The following is a 22,688-nucleotide window of genomic DNA, read 5'->3' on the forward strand; positions in this document are numbered from 1 at the left end:
TATCCTGAAAAAGAATTTTGTGGTTAATTATTGTTTTTAGAAAAAACAAATTGATCAGAAAACGTAAAAAAATAAGAACATGAAAGAGGCATATATTGTAGATGGTATACGTACTGCCATTGGAAATTTTTGTGGAACATTAGCGCCTATTCGCACCGATGATTTAGGGGCTTTGGTCATTAAAGAATTGGTCAACAGAAATCCTAATATTCCCTTAGAAGCTTATGATGATGTTATTATGGGCTGTGCCAATCAGGCAGGGGAGGATAATCGAAATGTGGCGAGAATGTGCTCTTTATTGGCTGGTTTGCCTTGGTCTGTTCCTGGCGAAACCGTCAATCGGTTGTGCTCTTCTGGAATGTCTGCTATTATTCATGCCAATAGAGCGATCAAAGCTGGAGATGGAGATTTGTTTATTTCTGGTGGGGTAGAACACATGACTCGTGGACCTTGGGTTATTTCTAAGGTATCAAAACCTTATGGTAGAGATGCTAAAATGCACGATTCTAGTTTTGGTTGGCGTTTTGTAAATCCCAAAATGGACGAATTGTACGGAACGGATGGCATGGGAGTGACTGCTGAAAACTTAGCAGAAATGTACGACATCAATAGAGCCGATCAAGATCAATTTGCTTATTGGTCGCAAATGAAAGCCGCTAAAGCGCAAGCGAGTGGGCGTTTAGCCGAAGAAATTGTAGCAGTTTCTATCCCTCAACGCAAAAAAGACCCGATTATCTTTGACCAAGATGAATTCATCAAACCAAATTCTTCTTTAGAAGTTTTGGGCAAATTGCGCACTGCTTTTAAGAAGCAAGGAGGAACGGTAACGGCTGGTAATGCTTCAGGGTTAAATGATGGTGCTGCGGCAACTATTATTGCTTCAGAGACAGCCATTCAACAATACAACTTAAAACCTTTGGCAAGAATTGTTTCTTCGGCAGTGGTTGGAGTAGAGCCTCGTATTATGGGAATTGGTCCTGTTAAAGCTTCTCAAAAAGCCTTAGAAAAAGCAGGCTTGACCTTGGATGATATGGGAGTAATTGAATTAAATGAAGCCTTTGCTGCTCAAAGTTTAGCTTGTACCCGTGCCTTGGGCTTGGCTGATGATGACGAGCGAATTAATCCCAATGGTGGAGCGATTGCAATTGGGCATCCTCTAGGGGTTACAGGCACTCGAATTATGCACTCTGCGGCTTTAGAATTGCAAAAAACAGGCAAGCAATATGCCTTAGTGACCATGTGTATTGGTGTAGGGCAAGGCTATGCAACCATTTTGGAGAAAGCTTAAATCTATTTTGGCAAGAATTATGTGTTTTGGTGGTAGTAGATTCTTGAATCGACAGTTGTATAAATCGATGCGTAGTCAACTCTTTTGAGGGAGACATCAAGAATTGGCATTATACTAAATAAACCAAATACTAAATACATTGTAGATGAAATATCTAATAATAGTTGTTTTGATTGGAGCTTTGTCCATCAATTTACAGGCGCAAGATTGCCTTTATGAAATAGATCAAGTAGATCCATTTAATGAGGAGGTAGAGCAGCTAACCGAAGCCGTTGTCATCGCTAAAAAAGTGAAACGAGAAGGCGCTTTGCCACTGCGAAAAGTAATGGCTCAATGGCGTAGGATTGGCGCACAGCAATACTTAGTTTTAAAGTTTCCTGTTACCATGATTATGTCGCCAACATTTACCGACAAAAGCAGTGATAGTGAGCTGATTTTATTGTTAGAAAATAAGCAAAAGGTAATTTTACCCTTGGCAGACTTGATGCGAAATGTAGAAGACAAGGTAGAATTTCGTTATGCAACCGATTTTGTATTGATGGAAGAGGATATTGTTTTACTTCAAAAATATCCAATCACTGCTATTAGGGTTGGAATGAAAAACAATACTTTTGACGTTCATTTAGAACAGGGAGCAGCTGAAACATTAATGGAAACACTGGAATGTATAAAGTAACCAAAAAACATAAATTAAAAGGGCAGATACTTATTGAGGGTATCTGCTTTTTTTATATGCTGGTAGCGGCATAGATTTTAGAATACTTAGCGAATTAATTTTGCCTTTACCAATATACTTTATTTCTTTGTAGTGCTTTTGAGTTGGGTAGAACCTATTTGGGGACAAAACCTCAATCTATCAATATCGCTTAAGCGCACAGAACTTACCATTTAAAACAAACGTATTATGGCTAATAAATTAGACAACTATATTTTGGGGCAATGGACCCCTCATGATGGAGCTGGAATTACACAATACAATGCTGTTACTGGAGATGTTTTGTCTACGGTAAATGGTGATGGAATGGATTTCGCTTCTATATTGGATTATGGACGGAAAGTAGGGAATAAGAATTTGAGAACCATGACCTTTTTGCAGCGAGGATTAATGCTTAAAAAACTAGCGTTATTTCTCCATAAGAACCGCAAAAAATATTACCCTATTAGCTACTTGTCAGGAGCAACTAAAACAGACAGTTGGATTGATATTGATGGTGGAATAGGAACCTTGTTTGCCTATGCAAGTTTGCGCAAGAAGTTTTCAGATCAACCTTATTACGTAGATGGAGAAATGGTGGGGTTGTCAAAAGAAGGCACTTTTGTAGGGCATCATATTATGGTACCCAAAGCAGGGGTTGCTGTACACATTAATGCATTTAATTTTCCAATTTGGGGGATGTTAGAAAAGCTGGCTGTTAATCTATTAGCAGGAATGCCTGCTGTGGTAAAGCCTGCGGAACAAACTTCTTATCTGACCCAAGCAATGGTTAAGGACATTATTGCTTCAGGAATTTTGCCAGAGGGAGCCTTGCAATTGGTTTGTGGTTCTGGAATTGGAATTTTAGATACGGTTAATGCACAAGATGTGGTCACCTTTACAGGGTCAGCGCATACTGGGCGGATGCTAAAAGGCTTGCCACATATCATTAATGAGGCGGTTACTTTTAATATGGAAGCAGATTCATTGAACTGTTCTATCTTAGGCCCTGATGCCACTCCTGATACAGAAGAATTTAAGTTGTTTATCAAAGAGGTACATCGTGAAATGACGGTTAAAACAGGGCAAAAATGTACGGCAATTCGTCGTATTATTGTACCTGAAAACCTAGTAGAAGAAGTACAGTTTGCCTTGAGTGCTAGATTGCAAAAAACAACCATTGGTGACCCTCAGGTAGAAGGAGTTCGCATGGGATCTTTGGCCAGTCATGAGCAATTGAATGAAGTCCTTAAATCTGCTCAATTATTATCAGAAGAGAATGAATTGGTTTATGGTAGCTTCGAGCGTGATTTTGAAGTGATTGGAGCTGATGTAAACAAAGGAGCATTCTTAGCACCAATGTTGTTCTTAAATGATAGCCCATTCCAAAAACAGCAAGTACATAGCATAGAGGCATTTGGTCCAATTAGCACAATTATGCCTTACAAAGGGATTGAAGAGGCAATAGAATTGGCAAATATGGGGAAAGGTTCTTTGGTAAGTTCGATTACTACCTATGACGATGCTATTGCTAGACAATATGTATTAGGAGCAGCAACGCATCATGGTAGAATTTTGGTCTTGAACCGAGAATCTGCTGCCGAAAGTACAGGGCATGGTTCTCCTATGCCTCTGATGTCACATGGAGGTCCTGGACGTGCTGGTGGTGGCGAAGAAATGGGTGGCTTGCGTGGTGTAAAACATTATTTGCAGCGTACTGCGCTTCAAGGAACACCAACTACTTTGACGCACCTAACAGGAGTATACCAATATGGAGCTAAAGGAATCGATCACCCCGTGCATCCTTTCCGCAAACATTTTGAAGAATTAAAAGTAGGAGAACAGTGGATTACTGCAAAACATACTGTTACGGTTGCTGATATTGTCAACTTTGCCAATGTTAGTGGTGATCATTTCTATGCGCATACAGACGAAACGGCTTTGGATGGGACTATTTTTGAAGGGCGTGTGGCGCATGGATACTGGGTATTGGCAAAGGCAGCAGGTTTGTTTGTAGAGGCTAAAAAAGGACCTGTTTTATTAAATTATGGTTTGGATGAATGTCGTTTTACAAAACCTGTTTATCCAGGAATGACCATTGGCGTTAAGTTTACCGTTAAGGAAAAAGTAGATCAAGAAAAGAAAAGCGAAGACGATATTGCAAAGGGAATCGTTAAGTTTATGGTAGATGTTTATGATGAAACAGGAGAAACCTGTGCCTTGGCAACCATCTTAACCATGGTTAGAAAATTAGACCAAGATGGCGAAGTAATCGCTGTTGATTAATATAATTTGTACTAAAGAATTGGAATAGGCACGGGAGTTTTTTGTGATTACTTACGTGCTTATTCTCTTTCCTTCATCAATAATCCGAACCCAACTAGCTGACTTATCTCTAATGCAGTGAACTACTTACTTAAGTAGCTTGGTGGGGTAGATTAAACAACCACTAGATTAATTTTTTCATGAAGATAGACTATCAAGCACGAGTTTACGGCTTAGATGTTTTTAGAGCGATTGCTATTTTAATCGTAGTAATGGCACATGGGAGACTTATTGCAGGTGATATGTTTGAATTCATGCCTTTTATCCCTTGGGTAGATGGCGTTGAACTCTTTTTTGTATTGAGTGGTTTTTTGATTGGTTCTATCCTTATTAAAACGATGCACAGGGAAGATGGTTTGTCACGGTCGTCTTTGTTTAATTTTTGGAAACGGCGGTGGTTTAGAACCTTACCCAACTATTACCTCATTCTTATTAGTAATGTGTTACTTGTTTATTTTGGAATTTTGGATGGAGACCTGAGCGAGGTTAATTATAAATTCTTTTTATTTATACATAACTTCATGGATGCTTCTTTCAATTTTTATTGGGAAAGCTGGAGTTTGTCGATAGAGGAACATCTTTATTTATGGTTACCCATCTCCATGCTTATTATAGGACGTTTTTTGCCCGTTAAGCATACCTTTTTGATCGTTACCTTATTATTTATCCTACTTCCTTTATGTTATAGGATGAGTATTGCGAATGCTTCGGTCACCAGTTATCATGCTTGGGATATTATGTTCAGAAAAGCGGTCATAACTCGATTGGATGCTATTGCTTATGGGGTATTGGCTGCTTATGTAAAGTTCTTTTATCCTTCTTTTTGGCAGAGCAGCAGAAATAAGTTTTTTGTATTGGGAATAATTGTCTCTATGATCGTTATTTACATACCTAGAGTCTATGAACATTTTTATACACAAACATTTTCGTTTAGTGTTGTTTCTATAGCCGCAATGTTTTTATTGCCCAAAGCAGATAGCATAAAATCATTTAAAAACAATACCATTGGTCAAGCGGTTACTTATATTAGTGTCATTTCATATTCTATGTATTTGGTTAATCTGAGTATTGTGATTCAATTATTATCCAAGTACTTAGAACCACAATCTGTAGAGATGTTAGCCCTTCGGTATATTTTATATTGGGTCATAACTATTGTTATTTCGGCTATAATTTATAAGTTTTATGAAAGACCTTTTTTAAATTTGCGAGATAAATTTTAAAATCAAGTAGATAGGCAAAAGTTATTAGCTGCACTAATTTTTAGTTCTTAAACAACTTTTTTAGCCAATTAATTGTCCTTCTACTGACTTTACAACACAGTGTAATTAGATCGATTACCCTTTAATAATCATATAAAACAATGGAAAATAAAACAGAGCAAGGAACCGTTACGGTTGATATTGAAAACAAAATTGCAACCATAGAGTTTTTTCATCCATCGCACAATTCTTTGCCAGGCAAATTGTTGGCAAAATTGGCAAATACCATTACAGAAGTTGGGCAAAATGATGAAGTAGTGGTTATCATTCTAAAAAGTGCTGGCGAGCGTACGTTCTGTGCAGGAGCGAGCTTTGATGAGCTGATTTCTATCAAAGATTTAGAAACGGGACATCAATTTTTTATGGGCTTTGCCAATGTAATTAATGCTTGTCGCAAGTGTCCTAAGGTTATTATTGGACGAGTACAAGGCAAAGCTGTAGGTGGTGGTGTAGGAATTGCTTCAGCAGTAGATTACTGCTATGCTACTCGTTATGCTGCGGTCAAATTGAGCGAATTGGCAATTGGTATTGGCCCCTTTGTTGTAGGACCTGCTGTTGAACGCAAGGTAGGAACTTCTGCTTTTTCTCAAATGGCAATTAATGCAACGGCTTGGTATTCGCCAGATTGGGCACAACAAAAAGGTTTGTTTGCAGATGTTGCTGAAACAGCTGAAGAAATGGACACCAAAATTATGTTGTTGGCAACTACTTTGGCAAAATCAAATCCTGAAGCACAAACCTTACTAAAGAAGGTCTTTTGGGAAGGGACAGAGCATTGGGACACCTTATTGGCAGAACGTGCTTCTATGAGTGGAAAACTAGTACTTTCTGATTTTACGGTCAAAGCAATTAACTCGTTTAAAGCAAAGGCTTAATATACTGTAACAAAAGTTATTCTTCTTTTGTAAAAGCTGCCTCACTTGATCTTCAAGTGGGGCAGCTTTTTTATAAAAACTATCTCATAAGCATGAGCCAAACGAACAAGCGGCTTGGTGCATAAACGTAGTGCACGAACAGCTTGGTACTGTGTGCCAACTGTGATCCCGATCAAGCGTAAAGCTCGCACTAGTAATAAGTGGAGTATTATTATGAAACACCCCAAACCAAATAATAGGCAAATTTGCCAAATAATAGTTCCGATTATCTAATGTTTCACTCAGTTTCAGTATATCTCCAAAATACACTATTTTAGTAAGAATTATATTGAACAATTATGAAACCACTATATTTATTGCTGTTGCTTTTATGGGCTGCTGAATATGCTTGTGCACAAAAACAAGATACGATTTATCGTTTCTTTAAAGGTGCCGTAAATAAAGAATATTCGATTACTATGGAGTTGAAGCAGATAGGGAGTAGGCTAGAAGGAAATTATTTTTATGATAAATACCGAAAAAATGTAGCTGTAAAAGGAGAGTTGAGAGCGGATGGCTTGATTGTTCTCCAAGAAATTGATCCATCTGGAAATAAAACCAGTTCTACTTTTGTTGGAACTCATCAGATGAATTGGAAAAGTATTGAGGGAACTTGGGAAAATAAAACCAAAGATCGTTACTTTACCTTTGACCTAATGGCAATAGAACAGCCTTTGGGACAAAAGAGACGCTATAGCTTTGATAACATTCGATGGTTTCAAGGTTTACTCAATTATTTTGACTTAGAGCCTGAGTTGCCTTTTACGGTATATCAGGGCATCGAAAAGAATAATTTTAGATGGAAAAATGATACCAAAGAATCTGCAAGAAAAGATTATCAAAAAATGATCCCTTACCGTTTGGCCAAGCGATTTATTATGGATCAAGTTAGGTTTAAACCAGAGGGAAGTTTTGATTATTTTGATATTAGTGCAGACCAATATAAATTGCATGCCATGCACTATAAAGCGCTTTGCACAGTTTATAAAACAAGCAGCTATGTTGGCTTATTGCTCAATTTTGAAGAAGATACAGGCTGGGATACCTACAATGTAACTTTTTTATTAATTTATGATTATGCAGGGCATTTATTAGATGCTTGCAAGGTGGGCAAACGACTAAATTTAGAACATAGAGGGAAGCAACTAAAAGAACAGATGACAAGTAAGTTTTTAGTAGATTCTACGATTGAAATGCATGCTACTTGTCAACGTATTGAATATGGAAATAATAGTATAGAGGAAGAATACTACAAAGAACAGCAAGAGCAACGCTATATTTATTATATTTTGCAACCTAGTGGGAGATTTATACGGCAAGAGGTGGATTTAGGAAAAAAGAGGAAGCGGTAATCAATTTAACTATAAGAAGCTATTAATGAATTATTTTTTCTACTTATTGCTATTTTTTTTACCCTGTTTGGGAGCGGCGCAATCTACAGCTTTTATCAAAGAATTAAAAAAAGAAGCAACCAACAAAAACTTAGATGAAGTCAAGCGAATTGCTGCTTATAATCAACTGACAACTATTTATTACAATAGAGATGTAAGTAAAGCAAAACGATATTGCGGGCATGCTTTAAAAATGGCGCAAAAGGATTCTTTGTCAATCGGAATGGGCAATGTATATAACAACCAAGCTTTGTTAAGTTTTGGAGCAGGGGAGTATGAATTAGCGATCAATCAGGTAATCAAAGCGATTCAGGTGGCAACCTATCTCAATAGACCGACCCTAAAAGCCATTGCCTATGCTCGTTTAGGGTTGATTTATAGCAGTAAGGGCTATGCTTACAAGGCTATTGAATACAACATCAAAGCCATTAATATTGCCAAACAGATTAGCAATAAAAAAAGCATGGTGTTAGGGTATTATCATATTGGAAAATCCTATTCGCATCTTAAAGACACCAATAAGGCTGTTATGTACTACAATAAAGCAACGACTTATTTTGGTGCAGAAAAAGATAAGAATCTAGCGGCTTTAATTTATATAGAACAGGGCTTGATTTACATGCAAAAAAATGCGTTAAGCAAAGCGCAGCAATTAATGATGGCAGGTTTAGAACTGAGCAAAAAAATGCACAATACTAGGGGGATTGCCTATGGGAATTATGCCTTGGGTTGCTTGGCAAATTATCAACAATACAACAATCAAGCACTAGAGTATTTTAGCACGGCTCAGACCATTTATGAGGAACTGGATGATGACTTAGGAAGTGCACAGGTGTTGGAAGGAATGGCAAAGGTGGAGTTAGAAAGGGGGCAATACAAGGCTGCTGAGGGCTATCTAACAACTGCACTATCAACGGCTAGGGCTTCAAGAGCTATGGTGTTAACAAAGGATTTGTACCAAACCATGTTTGATGTTTATATGGGAGGTGGGGAGTACAAAAAAGCAATTCGTTATTATCAGAAATACCATTTGGTCAAAGATTCTATTTTTAACCGAGATAAGAATAGAGAAATTGCTGAAATTCAAATTAAACACAAAACTAGAGAGTTGGAGCGAGAGCATGCAGAGCTAGCCGAAAAACATAATTTAACCCTCAAATTAAGTGAAGAGAGTCGCCGAAATCAAGAATTAAAAAATACACAAAATTGGTACATCATTTTAGCTTTGATTGGTGGTCTGTTGCTGATTGTCATTATTGGATTACTGGTTTTTAGACAGGATAAACTAAAAACGCAAATCCGAGAAACAGAACTCGAACAACGTGCCTTGCGCTCCCAGATGAATCCTCATTTTATGTTCAACTCCTTGAATTCTATACAAAGTCTAATTGCCACAGATAATAATGCAGAAGCGAGCATCTATCTGGCTAAATTTTCTCGTCTAATGCGACGAATTTTGCAAAATTCTAGACAGGCTTATATCCCATTGCGTCAGGAAATCGAATTTTTGGATAATTATATAGAACTAGAGCAGCGCAGGTTTAAGGAAGCTTTTGATTATGAATTGGACAAAAATGAAATTGAAGACGATCATTTTGTAATGATTCCACCCTTGGTTATTCAGCCGTTTATCGAAAATGCAATCATTCATGGTTTGTTGAGAAAGTCTGAAAAGGGAACCTTGAAGATTAAATTTGAGGACTATGATAAGAGCTTAATAAAGTGTACCATTATGGATAATGGCATCGGGCGAAAAGCTGCGGCTGCCTTCAAGACCGATCAAAGCCAAGAATCATTGGGCATCAAAATCACAGAACAACGCTTAAAATACCTAACGCTCAAGGAAAAAATTTCCGTGCCTTTTATTCATGTGATTGACTTAGAAGATGATAAAGGAGTTGCGCTGGGTACGCAGGTAGAATTGTTGTTGCCCATTAAGTATAAGACCTAGTTAAAATGGTAGGATGGAATTGCATCTCATAGGGCATGGGATAGAATTTTAAAGAACTAAAACAAAATAAAAATGATAGATACTGTAATAATAGATGATGAACAAGCTGCACAAATTACCTTGATGCGCTTTCTTCAAATGCACTGTCCCAATGTAAATATTGTAGGAACGGCAGATGGGGTAGAAGAGGGGCTAAAGTTATTGGAAAGCAAAAAAGCGGATCTTGTATTTTTGGATATAAAAATGAACGATGGAACGGGCTTTGATTTGTTGAAACGCTTACCTGAGATGAACTTCAAGCTAGTTTTTACGACCGCTTATGACGAGTATGCCCTAAAGGCGTTTAAATATTCAGCAATTGATTATCTGCTCAAACCAATTGATCCTTTGGAGTTGATTGATGCCGTTGGCAAAGTAGAACCTAAGAGTACCAAAAAGACGAATACTGCTCAAAGCGTAGACAGTATGTTTGAGTTATACAAGGAAAATAAATTTGATAAAATTGCGATTCCATCGGTTGATGAATTCCATTTTGTTAGAATTTCTGAAATTATTCGTTGCGAGGCTAGCAGCAATTATACGATTATATACTTAAGCACAGGCAAAAAAATTGTTGCGCCCAAAACACTCAAAGAATTTGAAGAATTATTGGTTTCTGAAGGCTTTTTTAGAGTACATCAATCGCATTTGATTAATCTCAGCCATATTCAGCAGTTTATGAAGACTAAAAATAAAATTAGAATGGTAGATGCCTCCGAAGTAGAAGTTTCAAGACGTAAAAAGACCTTATTTATGGAGCTAATTAATATGCGTAAGTTATAATTATTTATCATATTGTACCGAAGGGGAATTTATAGGTAACGAAGCAGCATGGATTATGCATTAAATTTACCAAGATTTTTGATCGCTAATAAGGCGCAAAAAGGTTGCTTAAATTTACAACCATTAGTTTAGTTACTTACCTACAGAATTTGTCTAATTTTATAATAAAAGTAACATGAAAAGAAGTTTATTTTTTGCCTTGTTTTGGCTATCATCAATGACTGTTGGTATCGCTCAATCCAATGCAGATTTGATTCAAGTAGTTGATCGTTTTTTTGTAGCAATGGAAGCAAAGGATACGGTTGTTTTGGATTCTATTATGCACGATGAATGCATTTTATTCTCAACCTTAACTAGAAATGGGGTGCCGATTATAGAGCCTTTGCGCAAGGCTTCTTTTTTGGGATTTATGGGGCGTGCTATACAAAAAAAATACGTATACGATGAGCAATTGTGGAGCTATGAGGTTAGTCGGGAAGATAATTTAGCAACTGTTTGGACGGAATATACCTTATTTACAGGAAAGGAAAATACCGTCAGTCATTGTGGGGTTAATATTTTTACCTTAGCCAAAAATAAAGCGCAAAAGTGGGTGATTACCAATATTACCGATACGAGGCGAAAAACGGATTGCATTGAAGAAAAAACACCACTCGAAAACAAAGACCTCATCAATCAGTTGCTCAATGATTGGCACCAAGCCTCAACCACTGCCAATGCAGATGCTTTTTTTGGGGCGATGACTGCCGACTGTATTTACTTGGGCACTGATGCGTCTGAACGTTGGTTGAGAGATGAACTAAGGACTTGGGCTAACTTTGCTTTTGAGCGAGATACTGCTTGGGCTTTTACCCCTTCCAAACGTGAGATTTATTTTAGTGACAATCAAAAAATAGCTTGGTTCGAAGAAATGCTAGCTACTCAAATGGGAACTTGTCGAGCTTCTGGGGTGCTTTGTAAGGTTGATGGCACTTGGAAAATAAAACATTATGACTTGGCAATCATGGTACCCAATGATTTGATAAAGGATTTTATGAAATTGGTCGAAATGGGGGGCTTACCTGAAAAGAAAAAACGAACTCGAAAGAAAAAAAAGAAATCGTAAGGCTTTTGTTGACTACAACAAAATAGTGTTATGATAAGATTAAAATACCGATAGCGCTAACTATTCGTCTTATAATTCGTGTATTTTGTCGAGCCTAAAAAAAAATGATGAACTTTTTAGTTGTGGTATTCCTTTTGATATAACAACTATAAGTCATCTAACTTATCTTAAGTATGTGTTCAGAGAATTAGTTTTAAGGTAGAACATAATCACAGACTTATCTTTATTGATCATAAGTAATGGGGCAAAATTATTTATAGAATTTGCAGTAAAAGATTTTTGATATTAACAAGGCGAAAAACACAGTCATAGCCTTAGCTATGGCGAATATTTTCAACACAGTTAAGATTAAAAAGATTGCTCGAATAAACTAAACTATCAATAATTTAGATTCATTACTTAAATAAAAAAAATAGAATGAAATCGATACTAAAAACATTTACACTGAGTTTATTGTTGCTTGCTTTTGTTGCACCAACATTTGCCCAAAAAAAGAAAAAAGATATTGACCAAGCTCATGTAAAATATACCATGACTGCTGAAGGAGGAATGGCTGCTGCGCTTACTGGATCAACGATTGATCTGTTTTTTACGCCTACCCATGCTAAGATTCTTGGTGATGTAATGAGTGGGATGATTAAGATGGATGTTCGTTTTGACAACAAGGATAAAAAGGGAATGATGCTCATGGATATGATGGGGCAGAAAAAATTTGTAGAGATGGACGATAAGGCGGTAGAGGAGACCAAAAAAACAAACCAAAAACCACCACAGGTAGAGTACACCAAAAATTATAAAAAAATTGCTGGCTATAAGTGCCAACAAGCCAAAATGATGATTGAAGGTTTGGCTGAGCCTATTATTGTTTATATCACCGAAAAAATCAAACCATCTAATTTAGGCGATTTGAGCATGATGAAATTTACGGGTCTTAAAGGTTTTCCGCTTTCTTGGGAAATGGAGCAAGAAGGAATGAAAATTAAAATAGAAGCAACAACAATTTCTTTGGATAAATTGCCTAAAAAGATTTTTAGCATGGTGATTCCTGATGGTTATGAAAAAATGACAATGGAAGACCTTCAGAACATGGGAGGAACCTTAGGAATGTAAGCGGCTATTGATTAATGATTTAGAACTTTGTTGTTCAATGATAGCATATACATGATTGGCTAAATCAATAACTGTTTTGCAGGTCAATTTGATTTAATCAATCATGTATTTATTTTTTATAAAAAGATAGACTTTTTCTAATGCTATCTAATGCTAGAAGAAGTCTAATAAACTTATACAATATGTCTTTTTTTTCAATTGCATTTTTGATGCTAATTAGCATGAGTTATTCACAAGCGCAATCTACCTTATCAGATGGTTATATCAATTATTCGATAAGTGTAGATAGCGATGAGCCAGCGGCTGCTTTTTTGACAATGGGATCGTCCTTAGAAATTGCCTTCAAAGGGCAAAAAACCAAGGCTGTTGCCAAGGTAGCTGGTGGAACCAATACGGTAAGTCTTGTTGCAGATCACCAATCTGAATCTGGCTTATCTTTGATGGATGTTTTGGGTGAAAAAAAGGCTGTTAAATTAGAAAAGAGCAAGTTTGAAGAAGCAGAAAAAGAGTTAACTCAGATTGGTGAGAATCCTATGCGTTTAACCGATGATACTAAAACGATTGCAGGCTATTCTTGCCAAAAGGTTTTGATGAAAGACAAAAAATCAGGGGCAAATATTGTATTATACATCACCAGTAAAATAAAGCCCAAAGGAGATCCTTTTGCGCAACTCTTGATTGGTGAAATTAAAGGTTTTCCCCTAGGGATTATTGTTCGAAAAGATGGAACAACCGTTAAAATAATGGCTGAAAAGGTAAGTGCTAGAACGCCTAGTGATGCTGCTTTTTCGCTGACTATTCCTAGTGATTATCAGTTGACTACTTTAGAAAATCTAGAAAAAACGGCTCAAAAAGAAATTGAAAAAAATCGTTAAGGAACTAATAAAATAGCCGATTTTGATAACATTTTGGAGACAAATAGAGTATACTACTCTAAATGCCTACTATAGAACAAAGAATTAAAACTAAACGTGGAACAGGATTATATAGCAATCAATAGACAATCTTGGAATAATAGAACAGATACGCATTTAAAATCTGATTTTTATGATCTTGATGGGTTCCTAAAGGGAAATTTGTCACTAAATGAAATCGAATTAAATTTGCTTGGCGATGTAAAAGGTAAACGTATTTTGCATCTACAATGTCATTTTGGGCAAGACACCATTTCTTTGGGACGATTAGGAGCTATATGTACAGGAATAGACTTATCTGATAAAGCAATTAATAGTGCCATTCAACTCTCAGAACAAACGGGAGTATCAACGACTTTTATTTGTTGTGACCTTTACGATTTACCCAATCATTTGGAAGGACAATTTGATATTGTTTATACCAGTTACGGTACAATTGGATGGTTACCCGATATGGATAAATGGGCAAAAATAGTTCATCGTTTTTTGAAACCCAGTGGTCAATTTATCTTTGTTGAATTTCACCCTGTTGTTTGGATGTTTGATGATGATTTCCAAAAGATACAATACAATTATTTTAATTCAGGAGCTATTATTGAATCAGAGGATGGAACTTACGCCGATAGAAATGCAGCCATTAGCCAAGAATATGTAACTTGGAATCACAGCATTAGTGAAGTCGTTAATAGTTTGTTGAAAAATGGGCTTGAAATTAATAGCTTGGATGAATTTGACTATTCACCTTATGCTTGTTTTAGAAATACGGTAGAGTTTGCACCCAAAAAGCATAGAATTAAACACTTAGAAGACAAAATCCCAATGGTTTATGCCATTAAAGCAACAAAAAAATAACCGATATATAGGCTCCAATTTTAACTGAATTCAATCGTAAAAAAATCTAAAATTGTCAACCAATACTATGGATGATGGTGTATTCCCTTCTTTTAATAATAACCAAGATAAAAATAAAATTGATAAAATAACAGCTGCTTTTTTTGATGTATTTACGAACAAAAATGAAAAAGTTCCAAACCTAAAGCAGCTTAAAGAGTTATTTATCTCTAATGGAATAATAATCAATAATACAACAGGAACCCCAGCGGTTTTTGATTTAGATGGTTTTATTGTTCCACGAGAAAAAATATTATCGGATGGGACTTTAACAGATTTTAGTGAAGGTGAAATTTCAAGTAAAACCCAAATATTTGAAAATATTGCACAGCGGTTTAGTTTCTATCAAAAATCGGGTAGATTAAATGGAGTTTATTTTGAATCCAAAGGGATGAAAACCATTCAATTTGTCAAAGTAAATAGGATATGGAAAATATCGACTGTAGCTTGGAGTGATCAAAAATAAATGACTTTTACTTATTTAGTAAAAGATTCTGAAGGTAAGACGTTTCTAATGTAACCTCTGCATATCTTCTAGATTTGTTTTTGGATCTGCTCACTTAAAACGTTGAACAACTTCCTTAACAAAAATACAAGATATATGAAATTTACAGCGAATGTTTTATTGGTGTTGATTATATGTTTGGGTTCCATAACTTCTTCTTTTGCTCAGAAAAAAAAGGCAGCAAATTTTAATGAAGGAGTCATTAAATACCAAATTGAAATAGAGGGGGCGCCAGAAGTCTCTCAATTTGTAAATAACTCTATTATTAATTTATATTTAAAGGGAGAAGATTCCAAGATGGATGTCTCTATTATGGGGGGAATGGCTAACTTCCAGATCATTAATAATATCAAGGAGGATTTATTGACGTTGTTGATGGATGTGCCTTCGTTTTATGAGAAAACAGCCGTTTCAATTGATGAGAATAGCGATATTTTTAAACAGCTCAAAAAAACAAAAAATAAAAACCAAGCTCCTGAAAAAGAGGTAAAAGTTGAGTATTTTAAAAACAAGAAAAAAAAGATTGCTAAATATCCTTGTTACAAAGCAGAGGTTGCTATGGGAACAGGGGTGAATGATAAATTAACGGTTTATTTGACCAACAAACTTCGTCCAGTAGCACTTTCTCAGGTCGAAAAAACGCTGGGAAACATAGAAGGTTTTCCTTTAGGTTTTGAGATAGAAATTGAGGGCGTGTTGGTAAAGATCATGGCAGTGGATATTCTTAAGAAATCACTAGATAAAGAAACGTTTGATATTCCAAATTCTTATGCTAAAAAAACAATGGATGAGTTTAAGGAGGAGATTGAGCAAAAAATGGGAACTGGTAAAGGAGGAGGGATAGGTCTGTAAATGGATTATGTGCTAAATTTACTAAGATTTTTAGCGCACTTATATGGCCTAAATTTATTAAGTATAGGATAAAGAATTAGAGCGATTGCAGCTAGCTGCAATCGCTCTAATTCTTTATTTTTTTGAAGTAATTTATTTTGTCGTGAAATTATACGTACCAACTTTGCGGCCTTTGTTGTAGAGTTCAATACGATAAACCCCAGCTCGAAAAGGAGTAGTAGGATAAGCATGCCACTCCATACAAAGATTTTTAACAGAGGGATTATAGTCAAAAATTTTGCTGGTAGTGTAGCTAATTGCCTCGCTATCGCCAAATAAAGTTAATTTGCCAGAACCTCGATTGGGGTCGCTAACAACAGCACCACTAGGATCAATCATCCGTAAATAGAATCGATTCGCACCAGGTTCGCAAACTTCATTTTTAACAATGTCAAAACAAACTTCAACCAATTCTGTTCGTTTGGCAAAATTGATGCCTTTTCGTTCGCCATTGTTTCTAATACGCAAGCCCTTAGCATGAACATTGGTTGTTTGCAAAACAGAGGCGGTATTGAGTTTTTTGTTTAGTTCGTCATTGGTCGTTTGCAATTCGCTTCCTTGTTTGGCTAGGCGTTCTCGTTCTGCTAATTCTTCAGCATATTTTTTGTCGAGCAATTCCTTTTCTTTTTTTAAACGACGATTTTCGACCCTTAATTCTTCTAAATCCAAGGTTTGCTCCTCAACATATTGGCGCATATTAGCGAGTTCAGCACCTAAGTTTTTGAGTTTTAATTCAATTTTTTTACGAGCCGACTGATCTCGTTTAGCCTGATCTATTAAGCGTTTAATTTTAGAATATTGCGTTTCTAATTCGGACTCTTTTTGAGCGATTTGTGCGTATAATTCTTCGTTCTCTTGTTTATAAATGGCCAATTCTCTTTTTAGTTCATTGTATAAACTATCCGATTGATAGGCCGCTTGCTCTAGCGTGATAACTTTTTCTTGTTGGGTCTTATTGTTTGAGAAAGCATAATAAGTCCCAGCAGCCAAGATAATGAACAATAGAAGCAGTAAAGCCCAGAGCTTTTTGTTCTGCTCTTTTTTAGGAGGAGTATCCTGAGGTTGAGAACTAGGAGGTTGATTGGGTGTTTGTGCTGAATCTGTCATTTGTATGGGCAATAAATGTTTATAAAAACATAAAGATAAAGAACTTCATATATAAAGTGATGATTTTTAGAAATTCTATTCTTAAAAGGAAGGATAAAAAGCCAGTTTTAGACTATAAAAGTTGCAGAAAATCAAAACGTTGCCCATGAAAAAGAACATCCTTACCTTTTATGTAATGTTCGATGCTTTCTAGAACAGGTGTTTTCCACTTATCTTCTTTGGTTTCGCTATAACGACTCTTATTACCTCTACCTATTGTAAAAACCTGAATGATTTGATCTCCAATACGATAGCGGCGTACAGTCTGAGGGCTCCAAAGCCTGAAAAAATCAACTTGAAATTCTTTATCAATATTATTAAAATCTGTAAATTTTATCTTGGTTTTCTTTTCAACTTTTAGCAAGGCTTCTTCAGCAAAAGGAACAGAGCATTTTTTATCTTGATAACCTTCTTCATTAGAACTGGCATAAAATTTTACATCTTGCGTATCAATCGTCAAGGTCATAAAGTCGCAACTTCTATCGTAATGACAGTAGCCGACGTTTTCTAAGACTGCCGTTTCAAAATTTGGCAAGCTGTAAGCGACTTCATAGGCCTTTTGAAAATAGGGGAGCAAAGCTTCTTCATAATCGGTGTCTAAAATATCGATAGCACCAAGCTCTTGATTTAGAATCAATTCGCCCATTTGGTAGGTGCAAACTTTTAGCGTTCCTTTCCATCTTACCTCAATAGCAGGGGTATTATCAAAAGGGCGACCGCCACCCATTTGCATCATCTGGTTGCTAGGGTTGGACAAATAGCGATTCATTTCCATCTCTAAGACGATGACCTGTCCCATACTACTGCCCAATGGAAATAAACTATATTGATAGGCTGCACTACAAGCAAAATTATCACTGATAAAAAGAAAAATAAATAAAAAGGAATAAATATATTTCATGATGTTAGATCATTGTTTTTTAGTAAAAGTAGGTCCAACTAAAACATGAAGATAGTGAACAAATCCATCGTTTTAAGCAGATCCATCATTTAAATGGTTCATTCATGTTTTTTGCTCTGCATTTAGATTTAATGAAGTATTCTAAACGTTGCTTAGATACATAGAGCACACAATTCTAGAACAAAAATAAGAGATACTTTGTAATTTTTTTTGAGTCTTATATCTTCGTGCATCTTTTTATCTTGATTATATAAGGTATTTAACCAAAAAAGTGGATATTTGAACAACCAAAAATCGGATGCAAAACTACTTTACCTAAAAATAAAAAACTACAACTAGTAATGAGTGCAGATAAAATTTTGGTAATCGGCTCAGAAGGGCAGATTGGCACCGTATTAAGCCATGCCTTGAGAGATGTTTATGGAATTGCAAATGTGATAACTTCAGATATTAATCAGCCTAGAAAAAGTGTTATTGGACACTTTGAAAAGCTAAATATTTTAGATGGAGAACGTTTGTTCGAAATTGTCAAAAAACATAAGATTACTCAAATATACCATCTTGCCGCATTGCTCTCAGCCAAAGGAGAGCAAAATCCTCGCCAGACTTGGGATGTGAACATGAATGGTTTGTTTAATGTATTAGAGGTCGCTCGCCAAGAGCAATTAGATAAAATTTATTTTCCTAGTTCTATTGCTGTTTTTGGAGGACAAACTCCTAGAAAGGCAACGCCACAATTCACGGTGCTTCAGCCTGAAACCATGTATGGCATTACCAAAGAAGTTGGAGAACACCTCGCTCAATATTATTTCAAAAAATTTGGAGTGGATGTTCGTTCGCTTCGTTACCCTGGCTTAATTAGTTATCAATCTTTACCAGGAGGTGGAACAACAGATTATGCTGTAGATATTTTTCATAAAGCGGTAAAAGGAGAGGCTTTTGAGTGTTTTTTAGAAAGTGACACTCATTTGCCGATGATGTATATGCCTGACGCTATTCGGGCTACTATGGAGCTAATGGAGGCACCTGTAGAAAAACTATCCATGCATTATGGTTATAATGTACGAGCAATGAGTTTTTCTCCTGAAGAGTTAGCCAGTGAAATCAAAAAACATATTCCCGATTTTCAGATTAGCTACAAACCTGATTTTCGTCAGCAAATTGCAGAATCTTGGGTAGAAAGCATGGACGATACTTATGCTCGCAACGATTGGGGCTGGCAAGAAAGATACGATTTGCCAGCAATGGTAGAAGATATGATTGTGAATCTAAAAAGAATTTATAAGTCGGGATCTTCAGAATACGATGAAAAAATGTTTCTATAAAACCTAATTGATCAATTGGGGAGTTTTTTGCAAAATTTCTATTTTCATTACTTCGTTAAAATCATATTTGATGGATTGATAATGTGATGTTGCTTGTAACACTGCACGAAGTATTAATTTTATAACTGACACACTATGTTTAAGAATGTTCAATCTTCTTTAGCAGAAGAACTACAAGAAATAAAGGACGCTGGACTTTATAAAGAAGAGCGTGTAATTACAACTCCTCAAGCAGCTGATATTAAGACAGATACTGGTGCAGAGGTGATTAATTTTTGTGCCAATAATTATTTGGGCTTGTCTTCTCATCCTGAGGTGATTGAGGCAGCAAAAGCAGCTATTGATACGCATGGTTATGGAATGTCTTCGGTACGTTTTATTTGTGGAACACAGGATATTCATAAGGAACTAGAGCAAAAGATTGCAGATTTTTTGGGTATGGAAGATACGATTCTTTATGCTGCTGCTTTTGATGCTAATGGAGGTGTTTTTGAACCAATCTTGCACAAAGAGGATGCTATTATTTCTGATGAATTGAATCACGCTTCTATTATTGATGGGATTCGTTTGTGTAAAGCTGCTCGTTATCGTTACAAACACAATAATATGGCAGATTTGGAGGAACAATTAAAAGCTGCTCAAGGGGCTCGCCGTCGTCTAATTGTTACCGATGGTTCTTTTTCTATGGATGGAACGATTGCTCAGTTGGATAAAATTTGTGACTTGGCCGACCAATATGATGCCTTGGTGATGATTGATGAATGTCATTCTACTGGATTCTTGGGCAAAACGGGGCGTGGAGTACATGAGTATAGGGACGTAATGGGAAGAGTTGACATTATTACAGGAACATTAGGAAAAGCACTAGGGGGAGCCTCTGGTGGGTTTACGGCTGCTCGCAAAGAAATTGTTGACATGCTGCGCCAACGCTCTCGCCCTTATTTGTTTTCAAATACTGTCGCTCCTTCAATTGTGGGAGCATCTATAAAAGTATTGGATATTTTAACTAAGAGCACGGCACTTCGTGATAAATTGGAAGAAAATACCTTGTTTTTCCGAGAAAAAATGACCGAAGCAGGTTTTGATATTATAGCTGGGGATCATCCAATCGTACCGATTATGTTGTATGATGCGGTCTTGTCTCAACAGATGGCTGATAAATTATTGGACGAAGGAATTTATGTCATTGGGTTTTATTATCCAGTTGTGCCTAAAGGAAAAGCTCGTATTCGAGTACAAATTTCGGCAGGACATGATCGTCATCACCTCGAAAAGGCAGTTGCTGCTTTTACAAAAGTTGGAAAAGAGTTGGGCGTAATAAAATAAAAATGATTGGTTGAAGTTTTTGCTTCAAAAGTGCAATAGCCCGCTAATTTTTGATCTCTATACAAAAATTAGTGGGCTATTTATTTTAGACAAGGAGTGCTTCAATCTCATCAATCAAAGAAATTAAATCTCGATCAGGTTCCTGATTTACAAACTCATTGGCTGCTTCAAATGGGTCTATAGGATATGCTTTTTGATCGTTACTAGGAGAAAGCGCAAAGACAACATAATGACCATATTGGGGCGAATCTGGATTTTCATTGACTCCCCAATGACCGCTGTATTTTTGTATGAGGTATTCCCCAATGAGGTAGCCAATGCGCACCGAAACCCAAAGACTTGTTTCTTCATCCACGGGTTCTTCTCGCATAAACTCATCTACTGTCCCCAAAAAATAGCTAGTTTTTTGCTGATCCAATAAAATAGAAGAAGGATCACTTTGATTAAGACGCTCTGCAAAGTCAATAATAACAGGATGGCTTTCTTGGACAAATTGCTCTAATTTTTCTTTTCTTTCTTTAATCAGTTGATTCATTGCTGTTTTGTTTTTTTGAAAAGAGTATTTCGTTCACTCTAGTTCAATGTTGTATTATTCCACAAGACCTATTTTAAAGGGGCCTAAGATAGAAAGTTTTCTTCCAGAATAGTCAAAGAATCTAATTAAATGAGCCATTGGAATGGATTGCTTGTTGAATGTGGGCTAAATGATGCCTGCAATGCCAAGCATAAATTCCAATATTTTCTTTTAATGAAAAATGTTTGCCATGCTCAGGGTGAACAAAACTGCGTTCGAGTTCTGTATTGCTAAGCCGAGTGAGTAGTTTGCTCCATTTGCTGTGCAAGCCCTTTATTAATAATAAAGAATCACTAAGGTCATCTTCTAAGGAATCGCTTAGTTCAGCCCATCGGTCTTCCCAATAGGGGCGAATGGTAGGCGTATCTTCTGTTAAGGCTAATTTAAAGCGAATGATGCTATTGATATGGCTATCTGCACAGTGATGAACGACCTGTTTTATCGTCCAACCATTCGGGCGATATTTCCAATTGATTTGCGTTGTTGTTAAGCCCACTAGAATTTCCTCCAAACGATGGGGGAAGTCTCTAATGTCCTCAATCCATTGACTGATTATTGTAGGAGTAATGGTAGAAGGTCTAACAAATTCTCCAATTGGAAATTTGAGTTGTTCTAGTGTCGGCATCTTATTAGGTTCGTTTAATTGGTTCATAAACAGCGCTAGGATTTTGTTTTAATTTGATCCAGCTTTTTTGATTGATAATTTTTTTTAGTTGATAATGCATTGTCTTTCCTTTAGCCCTTTTTCTTTGATAGGCAACTAAGCCAATTCCCAAAGCATAGCTGGTTTCTTGATCGAAGTCAATCGTATGAATTTCTTCACCATTATTGAGGCTATGCCTAAAAGAATCTTTAAACAAAATCGTTTTATACGTCTCTTTTTGAAAGGTAAACTCTTTAGTAGTCTTTAAAAAAGTTCTCCTTTTCCGAATACTCTCTTTTCCAAAAGGGCTCTTGTAAAGAGCAGACCATTTGATAGGGCTATCTTTAGCTTGTTGCCATTGAAAAACATCTTTGTGAATCAGGCGACTATCGGTCATTATTCCCGAAATAGCAAGCTTGTACTTCTCTAGCCTAGCACCTTGAGTACTTATTTTTTCTACTAGAATTTCTAATGGATAAAAATCTTGATCAAAAATAGTAGTTGTAAAAAGCGTGTCGTTATTGACAATTTTGGTTTGCATATGCCAGTACAAAATGTCGTTAGGATTGTTGGCATTGACGTATTTATAAGTTTTGGGTTGAAAAAAATTAGAATAAGGAAAATAATAAGGTTTTAGATTGCCTACTGTTTGAGCCAAACAAAAAGTAGGGAAAAGGATAAGAAATGCAATATATTTCATAAAGTCATTA

The 22,688-nt window shown here is 36.3% G+C and carries 21 protein-coding genes; 16 read left to right on the top strand and 5 right to left on the bottom strand.

The window, feature by feature from the left end:
- Positions 1–79: 79 nt before the first annotated feature.
- The 14 genes from AsAng_RS02005 to AsAng_RS02070 all read left to right on the top strand — a co-directional run bounded on the left by AsAng_RS02005 (position 80) and on the right by AsAng_RS02070 (position 16,024).
- Positions 80–1,288, top strand: coding sequence for a 3-oxoadipyl-CoA thiolase (locus tag AsAng_RS02005; RefSeq protein WP_264791100.1), 1,209 nt, complete (start codon positions 80–82; stop codon positions 1,286–1,288).
- Positions 1,289–1,433: 145 nt separating this feature from the next.
- Positions 1,434–1,964, top strand: a complete 531-nt coding sequence (locus AsAng_RS02010) for a hypothetical protein (RefSeq protein WP_264791101.1) — start codon at positions 1,434–1,436, stop codon at positions 1,962–1,964.
- A gap of 228 nt (positions 1,965–2,192) precedes the next feature.
- Positions 2,193–4,268 (top strand): phenylacetic acid degradation bifunctional protein PaaZ, encoded by a 2,076-nt coding sequence (gene paaZ / locus AsAng_RS02015; RefSeq protein ID WP_264791102.1) that lies wholly within the window; start codon positions 2,193–2,195, stop codon positions 4,266–4,268.
- A gap of 179 nt (positions 4,269–4,447) precedes the next feature.
- Positions 4,448–5,530 carry an acyltransferase family protein gene (locus AsAng_RS02020; protein WP_264791103.1) on the top strand — a complete coding sequence of 361 codons (1,083 nt, stop codon included), beginning with the start codon at positions 4,448–4,450 and terminating at the stop codon, positions 5,528–5,530.
- A gap of 140 nt (positions 5,531–5,670) precedes the next feature.
- A complete protein-coding gene (locus tag AsAng_RS02025; protein WP_264791104.1) occupies positions 5,671–6,444 on the top strand; it encodes an enoyl-CoA hydratase/isomerase family protein in 774 nt (257 codons plus the stop codon).
- Positions 6,445–6,782: 338 nt separating this feature from the next.
- Positions 6,783–7,835 carry a hypothetical protein gene (locus tag AsAng_RS02030; RefSeq protein WP_264791105.1) on the top strand — a complete coding sequence of 351 codons (1,053 nt, stop codon included), beginning with the start codon at positions 6,783–6,785 and terminating at the stop codon, positions 7,833–7,835.
- 25 nt (positions 7,836–7,860) lie between these two features.
- Positions 7,861–9,825 (top strand): tetratricopeptide repeat-containing sensor histidine kinase, encoded by a 1,965-nt coding sequence (locus AsAng_RS02035; protein ID WP_264791106.1) that lies wholly within the window; start codon positions 7,861–7,863, stop codon positions 9,823–9,825.
- Positions 9,826–9,897: 72 nt separating this feature from the next.
- Positions 9,898–10,647 (top strand): LytR/AlgR family response regulator transcription factor, encoded by a 750-nt coding sequence (locus tag AsAng_RS02040; RefSeq protein WP_264791107.1) that lies wholly within the window; start codon positions 9,898–9,900, stop codon positions 10,645–10,647.
- A gap of 175 nt (positions 10,648–10,822) precedes the next feature.
- Complete coding sequence (locus AsAng_RS02045) at positions 10,823–11,752, top strand: nuclear transport factor 2 family protein (protein ID WP_264791108.1); 930 nt, start codon at positions 10,823–10,825, stop codon at positions 11,750–11,752.
- Between the two features lie 417 nt (positions 11,753–12,169).
- A complete protein-coding gene (locus AsAng_RS02050) occupies positions 12,170–12,862 on the top strand; it encodes a hypothetical protein (protein WP_264791109.1) in 693 nt (230 codons plus the stop codon).
- A gap of 182 nt (positions 12,863–13,044) precedes the next feature.
- Positions 13,045–13,737, top strand: a complete 693-nt coding sequence (locus tag AsAng_RS02055; protein ID WP_264791110.1) for a hypothetical protein — start codon at positions 13,045–13,047, stop codon at positions 13,735–13,737.
- Positions 13,738–13,833: 96 nt separating this feature from the next.
- Positions 13,834–14,628, top strand: a complete 795-nt coding sequence (locus AsAng_RS02060; protein ID WP_264791111.1) for a class I SAM-dependent methyltransferase — start codon at positions 13,834–13,836, stop codon at positions 14,626–14,628.
- A 52-nt stretch (positions 14,629–14,680) separates the two neighbouring features.
- A complete protein-coding gene (locus AsAng_RS02065; RefSeq protein ID WP_264791112.1) occupies positions 14,681–15,133 on the top strand; it encodes a hypothetical protein in 453 nt (150 codons plus the stop codon).
- Positions 15,134–15,268: 135 nt separating this feature from the next.
- Positions 15,269–16,024, top strand: coding sequence for a hypothetical protein (locus AsAng_RS02070; protein ID WP_264791113.1), 756 nt, complete (start codon positions 15,269–15,271; stop codon positions 16,022–16,024).
- Between the two features lie 132 nt (positions 16,025–16,156).
- On the opposite strand, the gene AsAng_RS02075 is transcribed toward AsAng_RS02070, so the two are convergent.
- Together AsAng_RS02075 and AsAng_RS02080 are read right to left on the bottom strand one after the other, a co-directional pair.
- A complete protein-coding gene (locus AsAng_RS02075) occupies positions 16,157–17,170 on the bottom strand; it encodes a hypothetical protein (RefSeq protein WP_264791114.1) in 1,014 nt (337 codons plus the stop codon).
- 112 nt (positions 17,171–17,282) lie between these two features.
- On the bottom strand, positions 17,283–18,110 hold the full coding sequence (locus AsAng_RS02080; RefSeq protein WP_264791115.1) for a hypothetical protein: 828 nt from the start codon (positions 18,108–18,110) through the stop codon (positions 17,283–17,285).
- A gap of 341 nt (positions 18,111–18,451) precedes the next feature.
- On the opposite strand from AsAng_RS02080, the gene AsAng_RS02085 reads away from it, so the two are divergent.
- Positions 18,452–19,435, top strand: a complete 984-nt coding sequence (locus AsAng_RS02085; protein ID WP_264791116.1) for an NAD-dependent epimerase/dehydratase family protein — start codon at positions 18,452–18,454, stop codon at positions 19,433–19,435.
- Positions 19,436–19,570: 135 nt separating this feature from the next.
- Complete coding sequence (kbl, locus tag AsAng_RS02090) at positions 19,571–20,761, top strand: glycine C-acetyltransferase (RefSeq protein ID WP_264791117.1); 1,191 nt, start codon at positions 19,571–19,573, stop codon at positions 20,759–20,761.
- An 85-nt stretch (positions 20,762–20,846) separates the two neighbouring features.
- On the opposite strand, the gene AsAng_RS02095 is transcribed toward kbl, so the two are convergent.
- From AsAng_RS02095 to AsAng_RS02105, 3 genes are all read right to left on the bottom strand, one after another.
- Positions 20,847–21,296 (bottom strand): hypothetical protein, encoded by a 450-nt coding sequence (locus tag AsAng_RS02095; RefSeq protein WP_264791118.1) that lies wholly within the window; start codon positions 21,294–21,296, stop codon positions 20,847–20,849.
- A 121-nt stretch (positions 21,297–21,417) separates the two neighbouring features.
- Entirely contained in the window at positions 21,418–21,987 is a 570-nt protein-coding gene (locus AsAng_RS02100) for a YfiT family bacillithiol transferase (protein ID WP_264791119.1), read from the bottom strand.
- Positions 21,965–22,678 carry a hypothetical protein gene (locus AsAng_RS02105; protein ID WP_264791120.1) on the bottom strand — a complete coding sequence of 238 codons (714 nt, stop codon included), beginning with the start codon at positions 22,676–22,678 and terminating at the stop codon, positions 21,965–21,967. Before AsAng_RS02105 ends, AsAng_RS02100 begins: the two co-directional genes overlap by 23 nt.
- Between the last annotated feature and the right edge of the window lie 10 nt (positions 22,679–22,688).

Origin of the sequence: Aureispira anguillae (assembly GCF_026000115.1) — a bacterium.
Lineage (GTDB): Bacteria > Bacteroidota > Bacteroidia > Chitinophagales > Saprospiraceae > Aureispira > Aureispira anguillae.